General features: G+C 70.3%; 17 protein-coding genes and 3 pseudogenes. 11 read left to right on the plus strand and 9 right to left on the minus strand.

Going from position 1 to position 21,107, the window contains the following annotated elements; genetic code table 11:
* Positions 1-240 precede the first annotated feature (240 nt).
* On the plus strand, positions 241-2,109 hold the full coding sequence (locus ACLVWQ_RS13355) for a hypothetical protein (protein WP_414108713.1): 1,869 nt from the start codon (positions 241-243) through the stop codon (positions 2,107-2,109).
* Between the two features lie 261 nt (positions 2,110-2,370).
* Here ACLVWQ_RS13355 and ACLVWQ_RS13360 read toward each other — a convergent pair.
* Both ACLVWQ_RS13360 and ACLVWQ_RS13365 read right to left on the minus strand, forming a co-directional pair.
* Positions 2,371-2,752, minus strand: a pseudogene (locus ACLVWQ_RS13360) (NAD(P)/FAD-dependent oxidoreductase); the annotation flags it as partial.
* Complete coding sequence (locus ACLVWQ_RS13365; RefSeq protein ID WP_414108714.1) at positions 2,749-3,162, minus strand: arsenate reductase ArsC; 414 nt, start codon at positions 3,160-3,162, stop codon at positions 2,749-2,751. The pseudogene ACLVWQ_RS13360 and the gene ACLVWQ_RS13365, both read right to left, overlap by 4 nt.
* 92 nt (positions 3,163-3,254) lie before the next feature.
* On the opposite strand from ACLVWQ_RS13365, the gene ACLVWQ_RS13370 reads away from it, so the two are divergent.
* From ACLVWQ_RS13370 to ACLVWQ_RS13380, 3 genes and pseudogenes are all read left to right on the plus strand, one after another.
* On the plus strand, positions 3,255-3,563 hold the full coding sequence (locus tag ACLVWQ_RS13370) for an ArsR/SmtB family transcription factor (RefSeq protein ID WP_414108715.1): 309 nt from the start codon (positions 3,255-3,257) through the stop codon (positions 3,561-3,563).
* Positions 3,560-4,669 carry an ACR3 family arsenite efflux transporter gene (gene arsB / locus ACLVWQ_RS13375; RefSeq protein ID WP_414108716.1) on the plus strand — a complete coding sequence of 370 codons (1,110 nt, stop codon included), beginning with the start codon at positions 3,560-3,562 and terminating at the stop codon, positions 4,667-4,669. The genes ACLVWQ_RS13370 and arsB overlap by 4 nt, the downstream gene beginning before the upstream one ends.
* A gap of 223 nt (positions 4,670-4,892) precedes the next feature.
* Positions 4,893-5,374, plus strand: a pseudogene (locus ACLVWQ_RS13380) (NAD(P)-binding domain-containing protein); the annotation flags it as partial.
* 51 nt (positions 5,375-5,425) lie between these two features.
* Here ACLVWQ_RS13380 and ACLVWQ_RS13385 read toward each other — a convergent pair.
* Positions 5,426-5,803 carry an ArsR/SmtB family transcription factor gene (locus tag ACLVWQ_RS13385; protein WP_414108717.1) on the minus strand — a complete coding sequence of 126 codons (378 nt, stop codon included), beginning with the start codon at positions 5,801-5,803 and terminating at the stop codon, positions 5,426-5,428.
* Between the two features lie 599 nt (positions 5,804-6,402).
* Between ACLVWQ_RS13385 and ACLVWQ_RS13390 the strand changes: the two genes are divergently transcribed.
* From ACLVWQ_RS13390 to ACLVWQ_RS13400, 3 genes and pseudogenes are all read left to right on the plus strand, one after another.
* Positions 6,403-7,770, plus strand: a complete 1,368-nt coding sequence (locus tag ACLVWQ_RS13390; protein WP_414108718.1) for an NAD(P)-binding domain-containing protein — start codon at positions 6,403-6,405, stop codon at positions 7,768-7,770.
* 28 nt (positions 7,771-7,798) lie between these two features.
* Positions 7,799-8,266 carry an ArsI/CadI family heavy metal resistance metalloenzyme gene (locus ACLVWQ_RS13395; protein WP_414108719.1) on the plus strand — a complete coding sequence of 156 codons (468 nt, stop codon included), beginning with the start codon at positions 7,799-7,801 and terminating at the stop codon, positions 8,264-8,266.
* Between the two features lie 6 nt (positions 8,267-8,272).
* Positions 8,273-8,870, plus strand: a pseudogene (locus ACLVWQ_RS13400) (MFS transporter); the annotation flags it as partial.
* A gap of 610 nt (positions 8,871-9,480) precedes the next feature.
* On the opposite strand, the gene ACLVWQ_RS13405 reads toward ACLVWQ_RS13400, so the two are convergent.
* Positions 9,481-10,086 carry a TetR/AcrR family transcriptional regulator gene (locus ACLVWQ_RS13405; RefSeq protein ID WP_414108720.1) on the minus strand — a complete coding sequence of 202 codons (606 nt, stop codon included), beginning with the start codon at positions 10,084-10,086 and terminating at the stop codon, positions 9,481-9,483.
* Between the two features lie 157 nt (positions 10,087-10,243).
* On the opposite strand from ACLVWQ_RS13405, the gene ACLVWQ_RS13410 reads away from it, so the two are divergent.
* The 3 genes from ACLVWQ_RS13410 (at position 10,244) to ACLVWQ_RS13420 (ending at position 12,262) form a co-directional block, all read left to right on the plus strand.
* On the plus strand, positions 10,244-10,957 hold the full coding sequence (locus ACLVWQ_RS13410) for an SDR family NAD(P)-dependent oxidoreductase (protein ID WP_414108721.1): 714 nt from the start codon (positions 10,244-10,246) through the stop codon (positions 10,955-10,957).
* A 246-nt stretch (positions 10,958-11,203) separates the two neighbouring features.
* Positions 11,204-11,749, plus strand: coding sequence for a helix-turn-helix domain-containing protein (locus ACLVWQ_RS13415; RefSeq protein WP_414108723.1), 546 nt, complete (start codon positions 11,204-11,206; stop codon positions 11,747-11,749).
* Positions 11,750-11,968: 219 nt separating this feature from the next.
* Positions 11,969-12,262: a hypothetical protein gene (locus ACLVWQ_RS13420; protein WP_414108725.1), complete on the plus strand. Its 294-nt coding sequence runs from the start codon at positions 11,969-11,971 to the stop codon at positions 12,260-12,262.
* 96 nt (positions 12,263-12,358) lie between these two features.
* Here the strand turns inward: ACLVWQ_RS13420 and adh are convergent, their stop codons facing one another.
* From adh to xylB, 5 genes are all read right to left on the minus strand, one after another.
* Positions 12,359-13,882: an aldehyde dehydrogenase gene (adh, locus tag ACLVWQ_RS13425; RefSeq protein WP_414108727.1), complete on the minus strand. Its 1,524-nt coding sequence runs from the start codon at positions 13,880-13,882 to the stop codon at positions 12,359-12,361.
* Positions 13,883-14,083: 201 nt separating this feature from the next.
* Entirely contained in the window at positions 14,084-15,352 is a 1,269-nt protein-coding gene (locus ACLVWQ_RS13430) for a GAF domain-containing protein (RefSeq protein WP_414108728.1), read from the minus strand.
* A 223-nt stretch (positions 15,353-15,575) separates the two neighbouring features.
* On the minus strand, positions 15,576-16,187 hold the full coding sequence (locus ACLVWQ_RS13435; RefSeq protein ID WP_414108729.1) for an N-acetylmuramoyl-L-alanine amidase: 612 nt from the start codon (positions 16,185-16,187) through the stop codon (positions 15,576-15,578).
* A gap of 377 nt (positions 16,188-16,564) precedes the next feature.
* The gene (locus ACLVWQ_RS13440; protein ID WP_414108730.1) at positions 16,565-17,779 is read right to left on the minus strand and encodes an ROK family protein; all 1,215 of its coding nucleotides are present in this window, start codon (positions 17,777-17,779) and stop codon (positions 16,565-16,567) included.
* 121 nt (positions 17,780-17,900) lie between these two features.
* Complete coding sequence (xylB, locus tag ACLVWQ_RS13445; RefSeq protein WP_414108731.1) at positions 17,901-19,346, minus strand: xylulokinase; 1,446 nt, start codon at positions 19,344-19,346, stop codon at positions 17,901-17,903.
* A gap of 188 nt (positions 19,347-19,534) precedes the next feature.
* Between xylB and xylA the strand changes: the two genes are divergently transcribed.
* Entirely contained in the window at positions 19,535-20,701 is a 1,167-nt protein-coding gene (gene xylA / locus ACLVWQ_RS13450) for a xylose isomerase (protein ID WP_414108732.1), read from the plus strand.
* The last annotated feature ends 406 nt before the right edge of the window (positions 20,702-21,107 follow it).

The following is a 21,107-nucleotide window of genomic DNA, read 5'->3' on the forward strand; positions in this document are numbered from 1 at the left end:
GGGTGAGGTTCCGCCCTTGGTGTGTTCCGCGCTTGGTGTGGTTCCGGAGCTGATCGGGAACAGGCGGAGTGGCGGGGCATTCCGTGGAAGCCGGCGGTGCGTGGCGGGCTGCCTCATCGGCCATCGCCAGGGCCTCGGCGCGCGGTCCGCCCCGGGCGGCGGTGAGGGCCAAGGGGCCGCCAGGGTGCGGAGCTTGGCTGTTCAAGGGGCGTCAGGAACGTAGTTGTAGTGTTCCGGGCTATGGCTTCGATCAGCGATGGCGAAAACCCGGACGAACTCGTGGTGGCCTACTCCGGCCTACTCGAAACGGCGAAGCCGGCTCAGGCCCGCAAGGCGGTGCGAGAGCTGGTGGTGGTCACCGACGACGGTGCCGCGCTGAAGCTGGCCGCCCGCTTCGCACCGGTCGCGGACCTCGCCCTGGACACGCTGCTGCGGCTGTGGCCGACGGCAGGCGACCCGGACGGCTTCGCCGCGGCCCTGCTGGCGCCGGCCTTCCGCCGTGCGGGCCGTACGGAGTTGACACTGAAGCGTGTGAACTCGCTGTCGGGCCTGCGGCACCTCACCATGCTGCGCACACTGACGGTGGATCGCTGCAAGGAGATAACCGACCTCACGGAGCTCGGCACGCTCACCGAGCTGCGCCACCTCGACCTGAACGGCTGCGCGGGAGTCGAGGACCTGACCCCCCTCAGCGGTCTCACCCAGCTCACCTGGCTGAGCCTGCACCGCTGCCGTCCGGTGTCCGACGTCAAGCCGCTGATGTCCCTCAGCCGACTGCGACACCTCGACCTGAGCATCACACGGGTCGACTCAGTGACTGACTTCGCGGTGGCGTTGCCCCAGCTTGAGCACCTGAACCTGCGCGGCTGCCGGTCCTTCAGATCCCCCGCGCAGCTCTCCGGCCTGACCGGCCTCACCCACCTCGACCTGGGCTGGACGGCAGTCCGCGACCTGACCGGCCTGACGAACGTGCCCGCACTCGCCTCCCTGCGCCTGGCGAGCTGCAAGCAGCTTCGTGACCTGACCGGCATCGCCGCGGCAGCGAACCTCTCCGAGCTGGTCATCGAGGACTGCCCCCGGTTCCAGTCCTTCCGCGGTTTCGGCCACCATCCCCGTCTGACGACGCTGGAGGTCAAGGGCTGTCCGGACCTGCTCGACCTGCGCGGAGTCTCCGCGCTGACGCACTTGACGGAGCTGCGGATCGTGGACGGCGAACGGTTCGCCTCCGTCAGGGGAGTCGGGTACCTGCCTTCCCTGGAGAAGGTGACCTTCGAGAACTGCCCCGCGCTGGCGGACTTCGCGGACCTGGCCGGCCTCGCCGCCGGGTTCCGGCTTCACCTGGACGGGCTGGGCCTGCTCCGGGACCTCGCCCCGTTCGCATCCCTCTCCGGCCTCCGCGGACTCAGCCTCGACAGGTGTCCCGGACTGCTGGACCTCACCGGCCTCGGCGCCCATCGCGCGCTGGAGGAACTGTCCGTCAGCCGTGCCGACGGCCTGAGCGACCCCGGTGACCTGGGCGATCTGCCGACCCTGCGCGAACTCGGGTTCAGCGGTCTTCCCTCGCTCACCGGCCTCGGTCGCCTCGACGGCCTGACCGCGCTCGCCAAGGTCAGTGTGCGGGACTGTCGTTCGCTGACGGACGTCAGCGGCCTGGGCGGCACCCCGGTCACCGACCTGACACTCGACGGCCTCACGAGCCTCGACTCGCTCGGCGTCCTGGAGGCCTGCCCCGACCTACGCGTACTGAGCGTGGAACGCGTCCCGCAGCTGACCGGCTTCCCCGCCGTTCGCTCCCTGACCCGGCTCTACCTCTCCCGCCTGCCCTGGGGGGACCTGTCGCCCCTGGCCGGACTCACGTCGCTCCAGTACCTGCGCATGGGCTACATGGACGAAGTGGCGGACATCGGTACGCTCGCCGACCTGCCCGATCTCTCCGAACTCATCCTCGGCGGCCTCCACGCCCTCACCGAGTTCGGCCCCCTGCTCAAGATGAAGTCGTTGCGACGGCTCAACAAGTCACTGCAGATGAACGCAGAGATACTGCAAGGCCGACGCGATCCCGTCCTGATCGAGCTCGCGGCACGCGGGCTCGCGATCGACCAGCGCTGACTCTTAATCGACACCGGTGATGAAGTGGCCGTGCGATTCCGGATCGCGATCAGGGTACGCGCCACGGTGGCACACCGGACATGACGCTCTGTCATACCCAAGGGCGCTCGGTGAAGGGTTTGGACAGTCAGGTTTGGGCAGTCGGTCGCCGGCGTCGCGGACGCGTGGTCGAGCCGCGGGCGTGGGCCGGTGTGAGGTGGGGCGCAGCGGACCTTTGGTGAAGGCGACGTTTCAGTCCCCGACGTGCGCCCGTACTGTTTCGGCCAGCTCGTCCTCCATGGGTGGGCCGCTTGCGGTAGTCGGGCCCGGTCGCGACGATCACGGCCTTGGCGCGGTGGACCGTGCCCGCGGTGTCCGTGCCGGTCTTGACGTCCCCGGTCAGGTCGACCTCGACCGTCTCGGCGCCGCCGCGTTCGGCCTGGGCCTGCAGGTCCTGCATGAGGGCCGGGCCGTCGACGCCCTCGGGGAAACCGGGGAAGTTCTCGACCTCGCTGGTCGTGGCCAGGGCCCCGCCGGCGAAGGCCGCGCCGCCGAAGACGAGCGGCTTGAGTTCGGCGCGGGCGGTTTAGAGGGCGGCGGCGGTGTATCCGGCGGGCCCGGAGCCCATGACGATGGCCTCGCGGACGTCCGTGCTCGTGCTCATGAGGTTGGCTCCGGCGCGATCTCCTTGATCAAGCCCTCGGTGAGCAACTTGATCTCGTCCCGGATCGGACGCACGGCCTCGACACCCTGGCCCGCCGGGTCCTCCAGCTGCCAGTCCAGGTACCGCTTGCCGGGAAAGACCGGACAGGTGTCGCCGCAACCCATCGTGATGCAGACGTCAGATTCCTTCACCGCGTCCACGGTGAGCATCTTCGGCATCTCGGCGGAGATGTCGATGCCGACCTCGGCCATGGCCTCGACCGCGGCCGGGTTGACACCGGCGCCCGGGTCGGAGCCGGCGGAACGGACCTCGACGCGGTCCCCGGCCAGATGGGTCAGCCACGCGGCGGCCATCTGGGAACGGCCGGCGTTGTGGACACAGACGAAGAGCACGGAGGGCTTGTCGGACATCAGGAGCTCTCCCTTGTCTCACGACGGCATCAGGCACGAATGACTTCAGCGCCCAGTGGTGTCAGTCGCCACTGATGTGAGAGTATCAGCCCATGATGACGTCAGTCGACGCTGATCTGATGCGAGTCCTCGCCGACCCGCTCCGCCTCCAGATCGTCTCCCTCCTTGCCAAGGAGACGCTCTGCTCCACGCACCTGATCGAAGAGACCGGTGCGAAGCAGACCAACGTCTCCAACCACCTGAGGGTGCTGCGCGAGGCCGGGGTCGTCGAGACAGAACCGTGCGGCCGGTACATGTACTACCGGCTGCGCCCGGACGTCATCGCCCAGCTCGCAGGTCAGTTCGCCGACCTGGCCGAATCCGCTCGCGATGCCGCCGAGAACAAGAGGGCCTGTCCGTGACCCCCACCGAAACAGCCGCGACGACCGGGGAGTCCTCGGTCGTCGCGAGGCTGTCGACGCTCGACCGCTTCCTCGCCGTATGGATCCTGCTCGCCATGGCCCTCGGCCTCGGCCTCGGCAGGCTCATCCCCGGCTTGAACGACGCCCTCGCCAAGGTCGAGATCGGAGGCATCTCCCTGCCGATCGCCGTCGGACTGCTGATCATGATGTATCCGGTCCTGGCCAAGGTCCGTTACGACAAGCTCGACGCCGTCACCGGCGACCGCAAGCTCATGGTCTCGTCGCTGGTCATCAACTGGATCGTCGGCCCGGCGGTGATGTTCGCACTGGCCTGGATCTTCCTGCCGGACCTGCCCGAGTACCGCACCGGCCTGATCATCGTCGGTCTCGCCCGCTGTATCGCCATGGTCATCATCTGGAACGACCTCGCCTGCGGAGACCGCGAGGCCGCGGCCGTCCTGGTCGCGCTGAACTCGGTCTTCCAGGTCCTGACGTTCGGCCTGCTCGGCTGGTTCTACCTCGACATCCTGCCCGGCTGGCTCAACCTGGGCGACGGCGAGCACCTCGACATCTCCATGTGGAAGATCGCCCTGAACGTCGTCATCTTCCTCGGCATCCCGCTGCTGGCCGGGTTCCTCACCCGCCGCATCGGCGAGAAGGAGCTCGGCCAGGAGAAGTACGAGTCCGACTTCCTTCCGAAGATCGCCCCCTGGGCCCTGTACGGACTGCTCTTCACGATCGTCATCCTCTTCGCCCTGCAGGGGAAGACGATCACCTCGCAGCCCCTCGACGTGGCCCGTATCGCGCTGCCACTGCTCGTGTACTTCGCGATCATGTGGTTCGGCACCTTCGCCCTCGGCAAGGTCATCGGCCTCGCCTACGACCGCACCGCCACCCTCGCCTTCACCGCGGCCGGCAACAACTTCGAACTGGCCATCGCGGTCGCCATCGCCACCTTCGGCGTCACCTCCGGCCAGGCCCTGTCCGGCGTCGTCGGCCCGCTCATCGAGGTTCCGGTCCTGGTGGCGCTGGTGTACGTCTCCCTGGCCTGGCGACGGAAGTTCAGCGCCGCCCAGACGCTCACACCGGTACAGCAGGAGGGCTGATGCACTGCCTGGACTGCTACAGCGGTGGACGGCAGGCACCGGCGATCGGCGTCGGCCGCCGGCGCGGGGCAGCAGTCCCCGACCTGCACCAAGCCGATCAACCGCGCGGTCGCCATCGATCCACCCGTACGACGGCTGCTGTGCCGGACGTGCTCCGCCGCCCATCAGGCACACGCCACCTTGTTGCCCCAGGTCGCCAACACCGTCCGGACCCCGTGACCGACTGCGGTCGGACGCGGGTGGGGTGATCGGCGGCGGCCAGGCCGGGCTCACCGCCGGCTACCACCTGCGCCGCCCCGGTGTGGACTTCGTCATCCTCGACGCCCAGTCCACACCGGGCGGCGCCTGGCGGCACGCCTGGGACTCCCCGCACCCGTTCTCCCCGGCCGCCAACTCCTCACTGCCGGGTCGTTCGATGCCGCTACAGGCGGGACAGAGGTACTGCACCGCCCCGTACGCGTCACCGGGGTCCACCGGGACGGCGAGTTCCTGCGTGTCGAGACGGATGTGGGCGCCTGGCAAGCCCGGGTCGTCATCAGCGCCACCGGCACCCGGTGGCGCCCCTTTCTGCCCGCCGTCGCCGGCCGAGCGGGCTTCCGCGGGCGCCGGCTGCACACCGTGGAGTACCGCAGCCCGCTCGACTTCGCGGGACAGCGGACCGTCGTGGTCGGCGGCGGCAACTCCGGCGCGCAGATCGCCGCCGACGAGCAGGGTCGCTCAAGCTGCCCACTTCCGTCCCTGTGCTGTTCGCGGCGGTCAGGCTGCGGCTGGCGTAATGGTCAGCAGCTTGCCCATCGCGGCCAGCACGGACGGCTCGACGCGGTAGTAGACCCAGGTGCCGCGCCGCTCGGAGGTGAGCAGCCCGGCCTCCTTGAGCTTCTTCAGGTGATGGGAAACGGTCGGCTGCGAGACACCGACGTCGGAGATGTCGCACACGCACGCCTCACCGCCCTCGTGCGAGGCCACGGCGGAGAACAGTCGCAGTCGTACCGGGTCGCCGAGCGCCTTGAACATCCGCGCGGCAGTCTCGGCCTCCTCCGCCGTGAACGGGCGCTCGGTGAGCGGCGGGCAGCACGGCGCCGCAGCCTCGCGGGGGCCGGGGTCCAGCAGCGGCAGCACCTTCGTATTCGACATACATCTATGTTGACACATGTCGAACCAGTGGGGTGAGGGGTGGACGGTCCCAGGCGCGGTTCAGGTGGGAGGCGATGCGCTGCGCAGCCCGGGCGGCATCCCTTCCGGCCCCGCGCAGGGAGTTCGACGACAGGCTGCGCTGCCACTCCGGCCGGACGTGCGCCGGCCCCGGACGCGTCAGTGACACCCCCTCACGACGGCGAGGGTGCCCGGCAGCGCCGAGCTCGCCGGGTGGGCTCGGGTGACGCTCGCGGCGCGGTCCAGCGTGAACGCGCCGCCCTGGAGGCGACATCCGTACCCGTGTCCGGGTACGAATGTCGGCGTCCGGCCTGTCGGTGCAGTGCAGCAGATGGGCGGCGACCTCGGCGCGGTGCGGATAGCGGTCCGGGTCCCCGTCGAACGGCAGGCCGAGCAGGGAGCTGTCCCGGGCCGGCGAGAGGTGAGGCTGTCGTAGTAGCGCAGCCGCCACCGATCGCCGCGACATCGACCTGTTCCACGATCCCGTGAATTCGATGAATGTCTATGTTGACGCTCATCAATACAGGTGCCATGCTGAGTCGCGCAAGCCATCGACGAATGTCGAAGCAAAGGGGAATCTCGTGAACGCGCCCACCACCGACCAGCTGCCCGTCGCGGTCGTCGGCGCCGGCCCGATCGGTCTGGCCGCCGCTGCCCGCCTCATCGAGCGCGGCCTCGAACCGCTCGTCCTGGAGGCCGGGCCGTCAGCCGGCACCGCCGTACGGGCCTGGTCGCACGTGAGGTTGTTCTCCCCCTGGGCCGAGGTCAGCGACCCGGCCGCGGAAAAGCTCCTCGCCCCGACCGGCTGGGTTCGCCCCGACGGCACCGCCTACCCCACCGGCGGCGACTGGGCCGAGCGCTACTTGCAGCCGCTCGCCGACATTCTCGGCGACAAGGTCCGCTACGACGTCACAGTCACCGGTGTCGCCCGCGCGGGCCGGGACCGCATCGTCGACTCCGGCCGCGACGAGCAGCCCTTCACCGTGCACATCCAGCTCACCGACGGCCGCGAGGAGCTTCTTGCCGCCCGCGCCGTCATCGACGCCTCCGGCACCTGGTCCACCCCCAGCCCGATGGGCGCCGACGGCCTGCCCGCCCTCGGCGAGAAGGCAGTCGCCGACCGCATCTCCTACCAGGTCCCCGACTTGGGCGACCCGGCCGTACGCGCCCGGTACGCGGGCAAGCGCACCGCCGTGATCGGCTCCGGTGCCTCCGCCTTCACCGCCCTCGCCCACCTCGCCGACCTGGCCAGGGAGGAGGACGGCACCCACGCCGCGTGGATCCTGCGCCGCGGCATCGGCTCGAGCACCTACGGCGGTGGCGAGGCGGACGAGCTGCCCGCGCGCGGTGCGCTGGGCCTGCGTGCCAAGGCGGCCGTCGAGGCCGGCCACGCGAGCGCGGTCACCGGTTTCCGTACACAGGCTGTGGCGCGGGAGGGTGACCGGCTCGTCCTCGTTGCCGAGGACGGCCGCCGTCTGGACCCGGTCGACGAGGCCATCGTCCTGACCGGCTTCCGACCCGACCTGTCCTTCCTCTCTGAGGTCCGCCTCGGCCTCGACGAGCGCCTCCAGGCCCCCACCGCGCTGGCCCCGCTGATCGACCCGAACGTGCATTCCTGTGGCACGGTCTACCCGCACGGCGTGAACGAGCTCTCCCACCCGGAGAAGGACGTCTACCTGGCAGGCATGAAGTCCTACGGCCGCGCGCCCACGTTCCTCGCGATGACCGGTTACGAGCAGGTCCGCTCCATCGCCGCCGCGCTCGCCGGCGACCAGGAGGCCGCCGAGCGCGTCGAGCTGACCCTGCCGGAGACCGGTGTATGCGGCGGCGCGGGCCTGTTCGACGACCCCGACGCCGCCCAGAGCGGCGAGGGCGGCGGATGCTGCGCCGCGCCCGGCACCCTCCAGATCGGCATCGGCGCCCCGGCCACCACCTCCGGCGGCTGCTGAACTCCCCACCCACCCCAGGAGGTTCGCCATGACGTCCCGTGTACAGCTCGCCCTCCGCGTCCCCGACCTCGGCGCATCCGTGGCCTTCTACACGAAGCTGTTCGGCGCCGAGCCCGCCAAGCTCCGTGACGGCTACGCCAACTTCGCCATCACCGAGCCTTCGCTCAAGCTCGTCCTGATCGAAGGCACTGTGGACGAGGCGACGCGCATGGACCACCTCGGCGTCGAGGTCGAGAGCACCGAGGCCGTCCACGGCGCCACCGCTCGCCTGGGCGAGGCCGGCCTGGCGACAGACGTGGAGAACGACACCACCTGCTGCTACGCCCTCCAGGACAAGGTCTGGGTCCACGGGCCCGGCCAGGAATCCTGGGAGGTGTACGTCGTCAAGGCCGACGCCGACTCCCTGGCCAAGCAGCAGGGCAGTACCTGCTGCGGCGGCATCGCCGAGGCCGACACCGGCACGCAGGAACCGGTCTCTGCGGGCGGCTGCTGCTGACCGCCGATGACCGACATCGACACCAACGGGGCCGTGACCGGGACGGGGGTCCTGTCAGGGCCGGCAGGAGCGACCACCGCGGCGTTCTCGCTCGGCCTGGCCGTTTCCGCGCTCGCCGGTATTCGGGCGGGAAGGACGCTCGACCGGCGTGGCCCGTGCACCGTCATGACGGCAGGCCAGCCCCTGGCGCCGCCAGCCTGCTCGTGCTGGCCACGACCTCCAACCTGCCTATGTTCTCCGCCGGTTGGGCGCTGGCCGCCACGTTCTACCAGCCCGCGTCCGCTGCCCTCGTCCACTGGTGGCCCGGACATGTCCGGGCCCTGACGATCGTCCCCCTCGCCGGCGGTCTGGCCTCCACCGTCTTCGCACCCCTGGCGGCCCTGCTCGCCGACCACCTGTCCTGGCGGCACACCTACCTCGTCCTGGCCGGGATCCTCACCGCAGTCACCGTCCCCGCCCACGCCCTCGCGCTGCGAGCGTCCTTGCCGGACGCCCATCCAGTCCTGCGCAAGCCGCCGCAGGCGCGGCCCCGGTGGTGCGCAGCGTCGTCGCCCTCGTACCGCTCCTGATGGAACGCGGGTACACCACCAGCCAGGCAGCATGGAGAAGAAGTGCACGCTGCGCGCGGCCGGCGTGCAGTTTCTCGCCGGCTCTGATCTCGGACGCAGCCGGAGCCGGTGTCGGCGCAGGAGTACATCGAGCAGCGTTGGCCGCCGCGCATCTCGTTCTGGCTTGCCTCCGGTGTCGACCCGGCAGAGTGTGCGCGCCGCGCCGGAAAAGCATCCAGGTTCTCTTCCGTTACTACGCCAGATTTCTGGTCGAGGCGCGGAACCGTGCCAACAGCCTGATCGAGGAGCCGATGCGAAGGTGGGAGGGGCAGGACAGCAGCGCAGAGGACGCGCGTGAGCCGAACCTTGGCCCGGAAATGCCCCGGAACAGCTGGTCAGAGGTGGGATGGCAGTGGGACATATCCAGAGTTGCTCTGCGCGTCACCCCGTGGCTTAGTGGTCGGCTGCGGAAGTCCTTCGGGGGTTGACTTGAGCGCTCGTCTTGTGGCGTCCAGTCAGCGGAGTGGACGTGCCACCGGTGTCATTGCGCATGACGCCAGCGTGGCCCATCTGTAGCCAGCCGGGAGATCCGGATCTGGACCCGGTCTGCGGCAGCGGATATGCCCAGTTCTCGTCCACGGATTCCGGGCTGGTGGGTCGCTGCCGTCAGCCGCGCACCACAGCCAGACACTCGTCGTAAAGGTCCATGATGTCGCTCTTGCCGTCGTTGGCGACCCACGTCATCGATGCGGCATCCAGGCACGCGAACGCCGTCGCGATCACCGCGTGGGCCTTCGCGCCTTTGTTGTCGGTAGCTGCGTCCATGCGGGTCTCGACGAGCGGCAGCAGATCCTCCTGGAATCGCAATCGCTTTTCGAGCCAACCGGCACGCAGCGAGGCGGTGTTGTGCAGGAGACGGAACCGCTCCAGGGCCTGTTCGCGGCTGTCATGCAGGCTCAGTACGGCAGCAACCCCTGCGCGCAGGGCTTCCCAGACGTCGACCTCGGCCGGCAGTTCGCTGATCGCGTCTGTCAGGACCTGCCCGAAGCGGTCCTGGTTGCCGCCGAGAAGGTCCTCCTTGGTGCCGAAGTAGCGGAAGAGGGTGCGCTGGGAAACGCCGGCCTCCCGGGCGATTTGGGCGATGGTCGTCTCGTCGTAGCCCTGCTCGGTGAACAAGCGCAGAGCCGTTTCGAGGATCTCTCGGGAGGCCATCTGTCGTGTCCGGTCCCGCAGCGTGGCCGGAGTCGTCGCTGCCTTGGCGTCCTGTTGCATACCACCAGATTACCCAGCGCTGCCAGACCGGCATACACTTCCCAAGTGGCAGTGACCGCCAATCTGGCATACGCTGCCAGAAGGGTCGCGGCACAGCACACTGCCCCACGGACAGAGCCGCTCATCCCCTTCCCAGAAGTACGCAAAGGAGCGCATCATGCCTGCACCCACAGCTTTGATCACTGGTGGAACCAGCGGCATCGGCAAGGCGACCGCCGAACTACTCCACTCCCGCGGCTACCGCGTCATGGTCACTGGCCTCGGCAATGTCGCCGACGCCGGGCTTCCCGAAGGCATCACGGCTGTCCGGGCCGACGCACGGTCCCTGCCGGACATCGACCAGGCGATGGATCAGGCGCGCCGGCAACTCGGCTCCCTCGACCTGCTCTTCCTCAACGCGGGCGTCTCCCGCCCCGGCCCGATCGAATCAACCGACGAAGCCGCCTTCGACGCCCTGTTCGACATCAACGTCAAGGGCAACTTCTTCACGCTGCAAAAAGCGCTCCCGCTCCTGAATGAGGGCGCCTCCGTCGTGTTCACCGTGGGCGCCGCCGAAGGTCTCGGAGCCGCCATGACAGCCGCCAAGGGCGCACTGTTGCCCTTCATGCGGTCCCTCGCGCTCGAACTCGCCCCCCGCCGCATCCGCGTCAACGCCGTCAGCCCAGGACTGATCGACACCCCCGCCTACAGCAAGATGGGTGTCTCCCAGGAAATGATCGACTCCTGGGCCCGGGACGTCCCGCTCGGCCGCGTCGGCGCTCCCGCCGACATCGCCGAAGCCGTGGCCTTCCTCGCCTCAGACGCCGCCGGCTACATCACCGGCGACAACCTCACCGTCTCCGGCGGCATCGGTGTTCACTCCAACGCCTGACGAGTGATTTGGCTCTGACCTGGAAGGTTCACCGGGGTCGATGCTCAGGCTGTGGCCCCGGCGAGCCGACGGCCCGTGCGGGAAGCCGGCCCCGCCACTTCGTTCTCCACCACGGATAGATGGGCCGCCCACCTTCCCTGCCCGTGTGCTCCGCCGTGCCCTTGGAACTGACAGCTGCCGAGCGCCACCGGCTCAAGAAGATGGCCTACGGCCGCAAGACGCCGCACCAGGCACGCCAGCGGGCGGATGATCGTCCTCCTGGCCGCACGAGGCCGCAACAACGCCCAGATCGCCGCTGAAATCGACCTGCACGTGGGCACCGTGCGCCGCTGGCGCGGCCGATTCGCGGCCGGCCGGGTGCCCGCCCTGGCCGACCGCAAGCGGTCGGGGCGGCCTCCGACGTTCACCGCGCTGCAGATCGCCGAAGTCAAGACACTGGCCTGCCGGTTGCCCACCGAGTCCGGAGCCCCGCTCTCGCGCTGGTCATGCCCCGAGCTTGCGCGCGAGGCCGTCACCCGGGCCGTCGCCGACACGATCTCCGCCTCCACTGTGGGCCGCTGGCTCAGGGACGACGCACTCAAGCCCTGGCAGCACCGTTCCTGGATCTTCATCCGCGACCCGAACTTCCGCGCCACCGCTCAACAGGTCCTGGACCTGTACGCGCGCATCTTCGATGGCACCCCGCTCGGAGAGACGAATACGTCATCTCCGCGGATGAGAAGACCTCCATCCAGGCCCGCTGCCGCTGCCACCCCACCCTGGCCCCCGGCCAGGCCCGAACGATGCGGGTGAACCGCACCTACGGGCGCGGCGGCGCGCTGGCCTGCCTGGCCGCCTACGACGTCCACCGCGCGAAGGTTTTCGGCCGTTGCGAGCCGACCACCGGCATCGATCCGTTCATGGCCCTGGTCGCCCAGGTCATCACCCAGGAGCCCTACGCCAGCGCCAAGGGCGTGTTCTGGGTCGTCGACAACGGCTCCTCCCACCGGGGCAAGAAGGCCGCCGACCGGCTTGCCGCCGCCTTCCCAGAACGCGGTACTGGTGCACACCCCGGTCCACGCCTCCTGGTTGAACCAGGAGGAGATCTACGTCTCCGTCGTGCAGCGCAAGGCCGTCTCGCCCAACGACTGCACCGACCTCACCCAGGTCGGGGACCGGCTCCGAGCATTCGAATACCGCTACAACGCCACAGCACAGTCGTTCCAGTGGAAGTTCACTACCTCCGACCTGGACGATCTGCTGGCCAGACTCGACCGGCACACCGCCGATCACCAGGAGGAATCCTCCGCCGCACCGGCAGCTTGATCAGCCCCCGGAGGACTTACGACGCCGACCGCTTAGACGCACGCGGGGAAGGGCGCCTGTCAGGTGAATTGCCTGGGCAGGCGCCCTTTTTGGCGTCTAGAAGAAGCCCAGTTTCTTCGGCGAGTACGACACGAGGAGGTTCTTCGTCTGCTGGTAGTGGTCCAGCATCATCTTGTGGTTCTCGCGGCCGATGCCCGACTGCTTGTAGCCGCCGAACGCCGCGTGCGCCGGGTACGCGTGGTAGCAGTTCGTCCACACCCGGCCCGCCTGGATCGAGCGACCCGCGCGGTACGCCGTGTTGAGGTCGCGCGTCCACACGCCGGCGCCGAGGCCGTAGAGGGTGTCGTTGGCGATCTTGATGGCGTCGTCGAAGTCCGAGAACGACGTGACGGACACGACGGGACCGAAGATCTCCTCCTGGAAGACCCGCATCCTGTTGTCGCCCTGGAAGATCGTCGGCTGTACGTAGTACCCGCCGGCCAGCTCGCCGTCGTAGTCGATACGGTGACCGCCCGTCAGTACCTTGGCGCCCTCCTGCTGGCCGATGTCCAGGTAGGAGAGGATCTTCTCCAACTGGTCGTTGGAGGCCTGGGCGCCGATCATCGTGTCGGTGTCGAGCGGATGGCCGGGCTTGATCGCCTCGGTACGGGCGACCGCCGCGTCGAGGAACTCGTTGTAGTGGCCCTGCTGGACGAGCGCGCGGGACGGGCAGGTGCACACCTCGCCCTGGTTCAGCGCGAACATCGTGAAGCCTTCGAGCGCCTTGTCCCGGAAGTCGTCGTCCTGCGCCCACACGTCGTCGAAGAAGATGTTCGGTGACTTGCCACCGAGTTCGAGCGTGACCGGCTTGATGTTCTCGGAGGCGTACTGCATGATCAGCCGCCCCGTCGTGGTCTCGCCGGTGAACGCCACCTTCGCCACCCGCGCGCTGGACGCCAGGGGCTTGCCCGCCTCGACACCGAAGCCGTTGACGATGTTCACGACGCCCGGCGGCAGCAGGTCCGCGACCAGGCTCATCCAGTAGTGGATGGACGCCGGGGTCTGCTCGGCGGGCTTGATCACGACAGCGTTGCCCGCCGCGAGCGCGGGCGCCAGCTTCCACACCGCCATCAGGATCGGGAAGTTCCACGGGATGATCTGCGCCACGACGCCCAGCGGCTCGTGGAAGTGGTACGCCACCGTGTCGTCGTCGATCTCGCCGAGCGACCCCTCCTGGGCCCGGACCGCTCCCGCGAAGTAGCGGAAGTGGTCGATGGCGAGGGGGATGTCGGCGGCCAGGGTCTCGCGGATCGGCTTGCCGTTCTCCCAGCTCTCCGCGACCGCGAGCTTCTCCAGGTTCGCCTCCATGCGGTCGGCGACCTTGAGGAGGATGTCGGCCCGTGCGGTCACCGATGTGCGGCCCCAGGCGGGGGCGGCGGCGTGTGCCGCGTCCAGCGCGCGCTCCACGTCCTCGGCCGTGCCTCGCGCGATCTCCGTGAACGGCTGCCCGTTCACCGGACTCGGGTTCTCGAAGTACTGCCCACGGGCGGGCTCCACGTACTCGCCGCCGATGAAGTGGTCGTACCGCGACTGGTAGGAGACGATCGCGCCTTCGGTGCCGGGCGCTGCGTAACGGGTCATGTGCTCTGCCTCCCGAGGAAGGGCCGCCCGCCGTTGGACAGCTCTCGCCGCGAGAGTAGGGACGGAAAGGTTGCAGGTACGTTGCGCGGCACGGCGGCACGGCGGCACGGCGGCACGGCGGCACGGCGGCACGGGGACGGGGTGGGGTGGCGCGGGCGGGGGAGTCGGTGTGCCGATGTCGGGTGGACGTACCCGTGGTCGTCAGTGGTGTGCCCACCCGGGGGACGCCGACTGTTCGGCTTCCAGTTCGGCAAGCCGTGCCCGTACCGGAGCTGTCGGGCGCGTGACGGCCAGCGCCCTCCAGACGTCGAGGTCGTCCTCGCCCCACGAGGCCTGGGCCCATTGCGCGAGCAGGTCGGGGTCACGGGCGGAGACGAGAGCGGCACGCAGCCCGTCCGCGAGCCGTCGGCGCAGCCGCACCACCGCCGGGGCCTGCGAACCGGGCAGCAACGGACCGGCGTACGCCGCCATGGCCGCCGTGACCGCTCCGACGCCGAGTCTGCGCTCCACGACGGCGACGTCGGACTCGACCGGAACCGCGAGCCGATAGGGACGTGATCCGAGGACCTCGGCCCCGAGCAGCCGGCGCAGCCGGGCCAGCTCGGCCCGCAACGTCACCGGCGTCACCGACTCGTCGGCGTACAGCGCGCACAGCAGCTCGTCGCCCGTCAGACCGTCCGGATGCCGGGAGAGCAGCACCACGAGCTCGCTGTGTCTGCGGCTCAGGCGCAGCTTGCGGCCGTCCGCCACGAGCAGTGCCTCGTCCCGGCCGAGCGCCGTCAACTGCAGGGCGTCGGTGGCGGCCGGTGCCGGGGAGAGCAGTGCCAGTTGGGACTCGGCGGCGCGTGCCACGGCCTGCACGAAGCCCAGGCTGTGCGGATGCGCGAGCCCGTCCCCGCCGGTGATGTCGACAGCGCCGAGCAGCCGACCCGTGCGAGGGTCGTGTACCGGAGCCGCCGCACACGTCCATGGCTGGACCCGCCGGATGAAGTGTTCTGCCGCGAAGACCTGCACCGGCCGGTCGAGCGCGACCGCAGTTCCCGGAGCGTTCGTCCCCATCGCGGACTCCGCCCATCGTGCGCCCGGCACGAAGTTCATGCTGTCCGCCTTCTGGCGCGTGGCGGGATGTCCCTCCACCCACAGAAGTCTGCCCTGCGCGTCGCACACCGCGAGGAGGTGCTCGCCGTCGGACGCGAACGTGCCCATGAGCTCCCGGAACAGCGGCATCACCAGTGCCAACGGATGTTCCGCCCGGTACGACCCGAGGTCCCCGCCGGTGAGGTCCACAGACGCGGAACCTTCCGGCCGGACTCCGGCCCGTGCCGAACGCCGCCATGATTCGGCGACCACGGCCCGTACCGGACGAGGTACCGTGCCCGCCTCGGTGAACGCCTCGTGGGCGCGACGCAGTACACGAACCCGCTCGACGGGATCGGCACCCGGGTTCAGGGCCACCCATGGATCGGTCAATTCGGCCTCCCCGGCGGTGTCGCGGCGGGACGGAAGGGGTCTGGACGAGACGTGTCCGTACGCGGGTTGGGTCTGGATGCTCCGATCTGGACGTGGGTCCGGTCGCTCCGGACACTGCGCGGCTGGTGCCATCGTCACTCCGCCGGCGGACGCGGACAAGCGTCGCGGCCGATCCGGACACGTCGGCCGCGTCCCGTGGCGCTCCGGCCCGGATCTCGGCCGGTCAGGCGAAGTCGACGAGTCTCATATAGCGCGTCCAGTCCCAGTGGGGACCCGGATCGGTGTGGTCGCTGCCCGGCACCTCGTAGTGCGCGAGGATGTGCGAGCGGTCCTTGGGGATCGCGTACGCGGCGCAGATCGACGCGGTGAGTTTCGCCGACTCCTCGTACAGGGCGTCGGTGAAGTAGGCGGGCTTGTCCACCCAGCCCTCGTGCTCGATACCGATGCTGCGGGTGTTGTAGTCCCAGTTGCCCGCGTGCCAGGCGATGTCGCGCTCGCGCACCATCTGCGCGATGTGGCCGTCGGCGGACCGGACGACGTAGTGCGCGGACACCTGCTTCTTCGGGTTCTGGAAGATGGCGAGGGTGTCCGAGTAGGTCGCCTGCGTCACGTGGATGACGACGAAGTCGACGGGGTGGCTCGTGGGGCGGCCGGCCACCGTGTAGTTGGACGTGTTCGCCGGGACCCATTCGGACGGCGGGTAGTCGTAGCCCTGCGGCTCCGCGCCCGCCCGTGTGCTGGGGAGCAGCGCGGTCGAGAGCGTGGCGAGGGCCGCGCTCTGCAGCAGGCGCCGCCTGCTGGGCAGGGAGGCGGACAGGGACTTGGCTCGGTCCACGGCGGTTTCCTTTCGGGGGCGGTGACCTGCTCGGCAGGACGGAACACACGGGCCATGCGCCTCCGTTCACCCGACGGCGGCGTCTCGCGTGAAACACGTTACGGGTCTTGCCGGTTGGGGAGGAGAGGCCCGCCCGGGTCCGTGGACAGCACGGTGAATGTGGATAACTCGGTCACCTGAAAGGGGGATCGGAGCGCCCGTGAGCGGCAAGTTGCTGACGAGGCGTCGGGCGAGAGACCGGTCGCCGGCGACGGATCCGCGCGCCGACAGCTTGCCGAGAGCGCGGTGTGAGGCGGTGAGAGCGGGCGAGGACGGAGTAGGGACGCGCCGAGGACCGGGGGACAGCGGTCGGGAGTGGTGAGAGCGGGGTAGGGCGCCTACGCCCCGCCTGCTCCCACCGCCGCCGCCGGATCATCGAGCACGGCTCGTACGACGGAATGCGCGGCGCCCAGCAGAGGGCCCTGCGGGCCGAGCCGGGAGACCGACACCGCGCAGGCGGGACCCGCCGTCCTGCGGGCCAGTTCCCGCTCCAGCGAAGGCAGCAGCCAGGGAGCGAGCCCGGCCAGGGCCCCGCCCAGCACGACGGCCTCCGGGTCCAGCAGATTGACGGCGCCCGTCAGCGCGATGCCCAGCGCGGTACCGGCGTCGCGCAGGGCCCGCCGTACGTTCTTGTCGCCTTCCGCGGCGTGCTCGGCCAGCAGCCCGACCCGGTCCTCGCCCGGTTCCAGGCCCGCCGCGCGCAGTACGGCCTCCTCGCCCGCGTACTGCTCGAGGCAGCCGCGTCCCCCGCAGGCGCACGCGGGGCCCTCGGGCCGTACCGGCACGTGTCCCAGCTCGCCCGCGAAGCCACGCGTCCCGCGCAGCAGCCGTCCGTCCACGACCACGGCCCCGCCGATACCGATCTCCGCGGAGACGTGCAGGAAGTCGCGTGGTGCCTGCTCGTTGAGCCAGAGTTCGGCCAGGCCGCCGAAGTTCGCCTCGTTGTCGACGGTCAGCGTCAGCTCGCCGGGCAGCAGCGGCCCCAGGTCCGTGTCGTGCCAGCCGAGGTTGGGGGCTCGCACCACGGTCCGCGCGTCACGCGCGACCAGGCCGGGCACGGCGACGGCCAGGCCCGCCGGCCACAGCCCCTCCCGATCCGTCTCGGCGATGATCCGGCGTACGAGCGCGGTGAGTTCCCGCAGTACGGGTTCGGGCGCACGGCCGCGGTTGGTGCCGTGCCGCACGACCCGCGCGCGTACCCGGCCGCGCAGATCGACCGCGCAGACGGCGAGGTGGTCGACGCCCACCTCCGCGCCGATTCCCGCCGGGCCGCGACCGCTCAGGGCCAGTGCCGAACCGGGCCGGCCCACCCGCGCAGGCCGCTCGGGGCCCAGCTCCTCCAGCAGCCCCGAGCGGATCAGCTCGTCCACGAGGGTCGAGACGGCCGCCCGGGTCAGTCCGATGCGCGAGGCCACGGCCGCGCGGGACAGCGGCCCGTCGGCGTTCACGGTGTGCAGGACCCGCGACAGGTTGCGGCGGCGCATGCCCTGCTGGGTGTCGGGCAGCCGTCGGCCGGGACTGCTGGGGTGGGCCTCGTGCAGCGGTGCGGTCATGCCTGAGTCAGTCCTCGTCCGGCCGGTTTCCCTGAGGGTTGTCCTGTCCGTGATGGCGCCTCCGGTCAGCGGGAGCCGGCCACAACCGGCTTCCGGTTCTTGCTGACCGGAGGCGAAGCCGTCAGCGCCGATCGGCCTCCCTCTCCAGCAGCGGGGCGGCGTCGGAGATCACCCCGGCTATCCGCGCGAGCGCGGCCTCGTCCCGTTCCCCGGCCGCGAGCACCGGCCCGCGTGCCGTGTTCCAGCGCCGCGCCACCGCTGCGGGATCCTCCCCGGTCAGCACACCCGCGGCCTGTGCGGCGGCGCCGAGCGCGACCAGTTCCCTGGCCTCGGGCACCTGAACAGGGCGTCCGGACAGCCGTCGTACGGTCTCCTGCCAGGCGGTTCCCCGCGCGCCCCCGCCGATGAGCAGGAGCGGCGCCGAACGGTCCGCGTCCTCGTCGAGGACCAGGTTCAGGGCGCCGAGCAGCGAGTGCACGGCCCCGTCGTAGGCGGCCTGGAGCAGTTGTCCCCGCGTCGTGTCGTGCCGCAGCCCGTGCAGCAGGCCCGAGGCATGCGGCAGGTTGGGGGTGCGCTCGCCGTCCAGGTAGGGGAGCAGCGTCACCTCCGTGCCGGGCTCGACGGCCTCGCGGTCGATGCCGAGGAGTGCGGCGACGCGGTCCACGGCGAGCGTGCAGTTGAGGGTGCAGGCCAACGGCAGCCAGTCGCCCCGCGCGTCGGCGAAGCCCGCCACGGTGCCGGTGGGGTCGGCGGGGCGCCGTGTCGATACCGCGTACACGGTGCCCGACGTGCCGAGGCTGAGCACCGCGGTGCCCGGACGCAGGCCGAGGCCCAGCGCGGCGGCGGCGTTGTCCCCGGTGCCGGGAGCGACCAGGGTGCCCTCGGCGAAGGGCAGGCCGTCGCGGGCGCGTACGGTTCCGGCGACCTCGCCGGGCCGGACCACCCTGGGCAGCAACGCCGGGTCGAGCCCCACGTGCCCGAGCACCTCCTCGTCGTACTGCTCCGTGCCGGACGCCCACCAGCCCGTACCGGAGGCGTCGCCCCGGTCGGTCGTGCCGAGCCCCGTGAGGAGTCCGGTCAGATAGTCGTGAGGCAGCCGCACGGAAGCGGTGGCGCGCACCGACTCCGGCTCGTGCTCGGCGAGCCAGGCCCACTTGGTGACCGTGATGGACGCGCCCGGCACGCTGCCGGTGCGCTCGGCCCACGCCTTCGGGCCGCCCAGCTCCTCCACGAGACGGCGGGCCTGCGGCGCCGACCGTACGTCGTTCCACAGCAGTGCGGGACGCACCGGAGCGCCCTGGGCGTCGAGTGTGACGAGCCCGTGCTGCTGGCCGCCGACCGACACCGCCGCGGCTTCGCGCGCCGCGTCCCCGCACTGGTGCAGCGCCTCGCGCAGCGCGTCCCACCACTGGCGCGGATCGCTCTCCCGGCCCGCGCCGGAGGACACGGTGTGCGGCGCCTGGCCGCTGGCGACCACTGTTCCGGTGGCCACGTCCACGACCAGGGCCTTGGTGGACTGGGTGGATGTGTCCACACCGACGACGAGCGGACCCTCGGCTGCTGACATCGGGCTCTCCCTCTTCCGCGGCTCCGCGGGATCTGACGTGCTCTTTTCCGGGTTCATCGGGTCGGAACAGCCCCGGTTTCACCCGTTGCCCCTCCTTGGGGACATCTTCTCTCTTCCCAGAGATGCATCCGCATACTAATTTGTTAAGTGCCATGACGAAATAGTCGGAGCAAGCAAGGAGCCGCGGCATGAACTACCAGCCCACCCCCGAGGACAGGTTCACCTTCGGCTTGTGGACCGTCGGCTGGCAGGGAAGGGACCCCTTCGGTGACGCCACCAGGGCCGCCCTGGACCCGGTCGAGTCGGTGCAGCGCCTTTCGGAACTCGGCGCCCACGGAGTGACCTTCCACGACGACGACCTGATCCCCTTCGGGTCCTCGGACACCGAGCGCGAGTCGCACATCAAGCGCTTCCGGCAGGCCCTCGACGCGACCGGCATGAAGGTGCCGATGGCCACCACGAACCTGTTCACGCACCCCGTCTTCAAGGACGGCGCCTTCACCGCCAACGACCGGGACGTGCGTCGCTACGCCCTGCGCAAGACGATCCGCAACATCGACCTGGCGGTCGAGCTGGGCGCGGAGATCTATGTGGCGTGGGGCGGCCGTGAGGGTGCCGAGTCGGGCGCCGCGAAGGACGTACGCGTCGCGCTGGACCGTATGAAGGAGGCATTCGACCTCCTCGGCGAGTACGTGACCACTCAGGGTTACGACCTGCGCTTCGCGATCGAGCCGAAGCCGAACGAGCCCCGCGGCGACATCCTCCTGCCGACGGTCGGTCACGCGTTGGCCTTCATCGAGCGGCTGGAGCGGCCGGAGCTGTACGGCGTCAACCCCGAGGTCGGCCACGAGCAGATGGCCGGGCTGAACTTCACGCACGGCATCGCCCAGGCGCTGTGGGCGGGCAAGCTCTTCCACCTCGACCTCAACGGTCAGTCCGGCATCAAGTACGACCAGGACCTGCGCTTCGGAGCGGGGGATCTGCGGTCCGCCTTCTGGCTGGTGGACCTCCTGGAGACGGCCGGTTACGCGGGCTCGAAGCACTTCGACTTCAAGCCGCCGCGGACCGAGGACTACGACGGTGTGTGGGCCTCGGCCGCGGGCTGCATGCGCAACTACCTGATCCTGCGCGAGCGGACGGCCGCCTTCCGGGCCGACCCCGAGGTCCAGGCGGCCCTGCGCGCCTCGCGCCTGGACCAACTCGCCCAGCCCACCGCCTCGGACGGCCTCCAGGCACTGCTCGCGGACCGTGCCTCCTTCGAGGACTTCGACGCCGAAGCGGCCGCCGAGCGCGGGATGGCGTTCGAGTATCTCGACCAGCTGGCCATGGACCACCTGCTGGGCGCCCGCGGCTGACCGGGGCCGACCCCGGCAAGGCCGCCGAGGAAGGCCGGGCAAGGCCAGACCACGACGGAGAGCGTCCCCTGCGCTGCGGCGTCCGGAATCATGCGATCCATGCCATGAGTCCGTATCAAGTTCCGCGCAGGGGTCGCGTCGTGACCGGTTCGAGGCGACTCTTGACGGTATGGCCACGCCGCCTTTACCGCCCCAGCCTCCTCGGCCGCCGGACAACACACCGCCGTACGGCGGCGGTGGGTACGGTCCGCCGCCCGGAGGCTTCGGGCCCCCTCCCGACGGTTACGGTCCACCTCCTGGAGGCGACGGTCCGCCGTGGTACGGCGGGGGTGGCGGGCAACCACCACCCCCGCCGCCTCCGCCGCCACCCGGATCACGGGGCGGTCCGGGCGGGGGCCGCAGGACG

This window comes from Streptomyces sp. CWNU-52B, assembly GCF_047444975.1.
Taxonomy (GTDB): domain Bacteria; phylum Actinomycetota; class Actinomycetes; order Streptomycetales; family Streptomycetaceae; genus Streptomyces.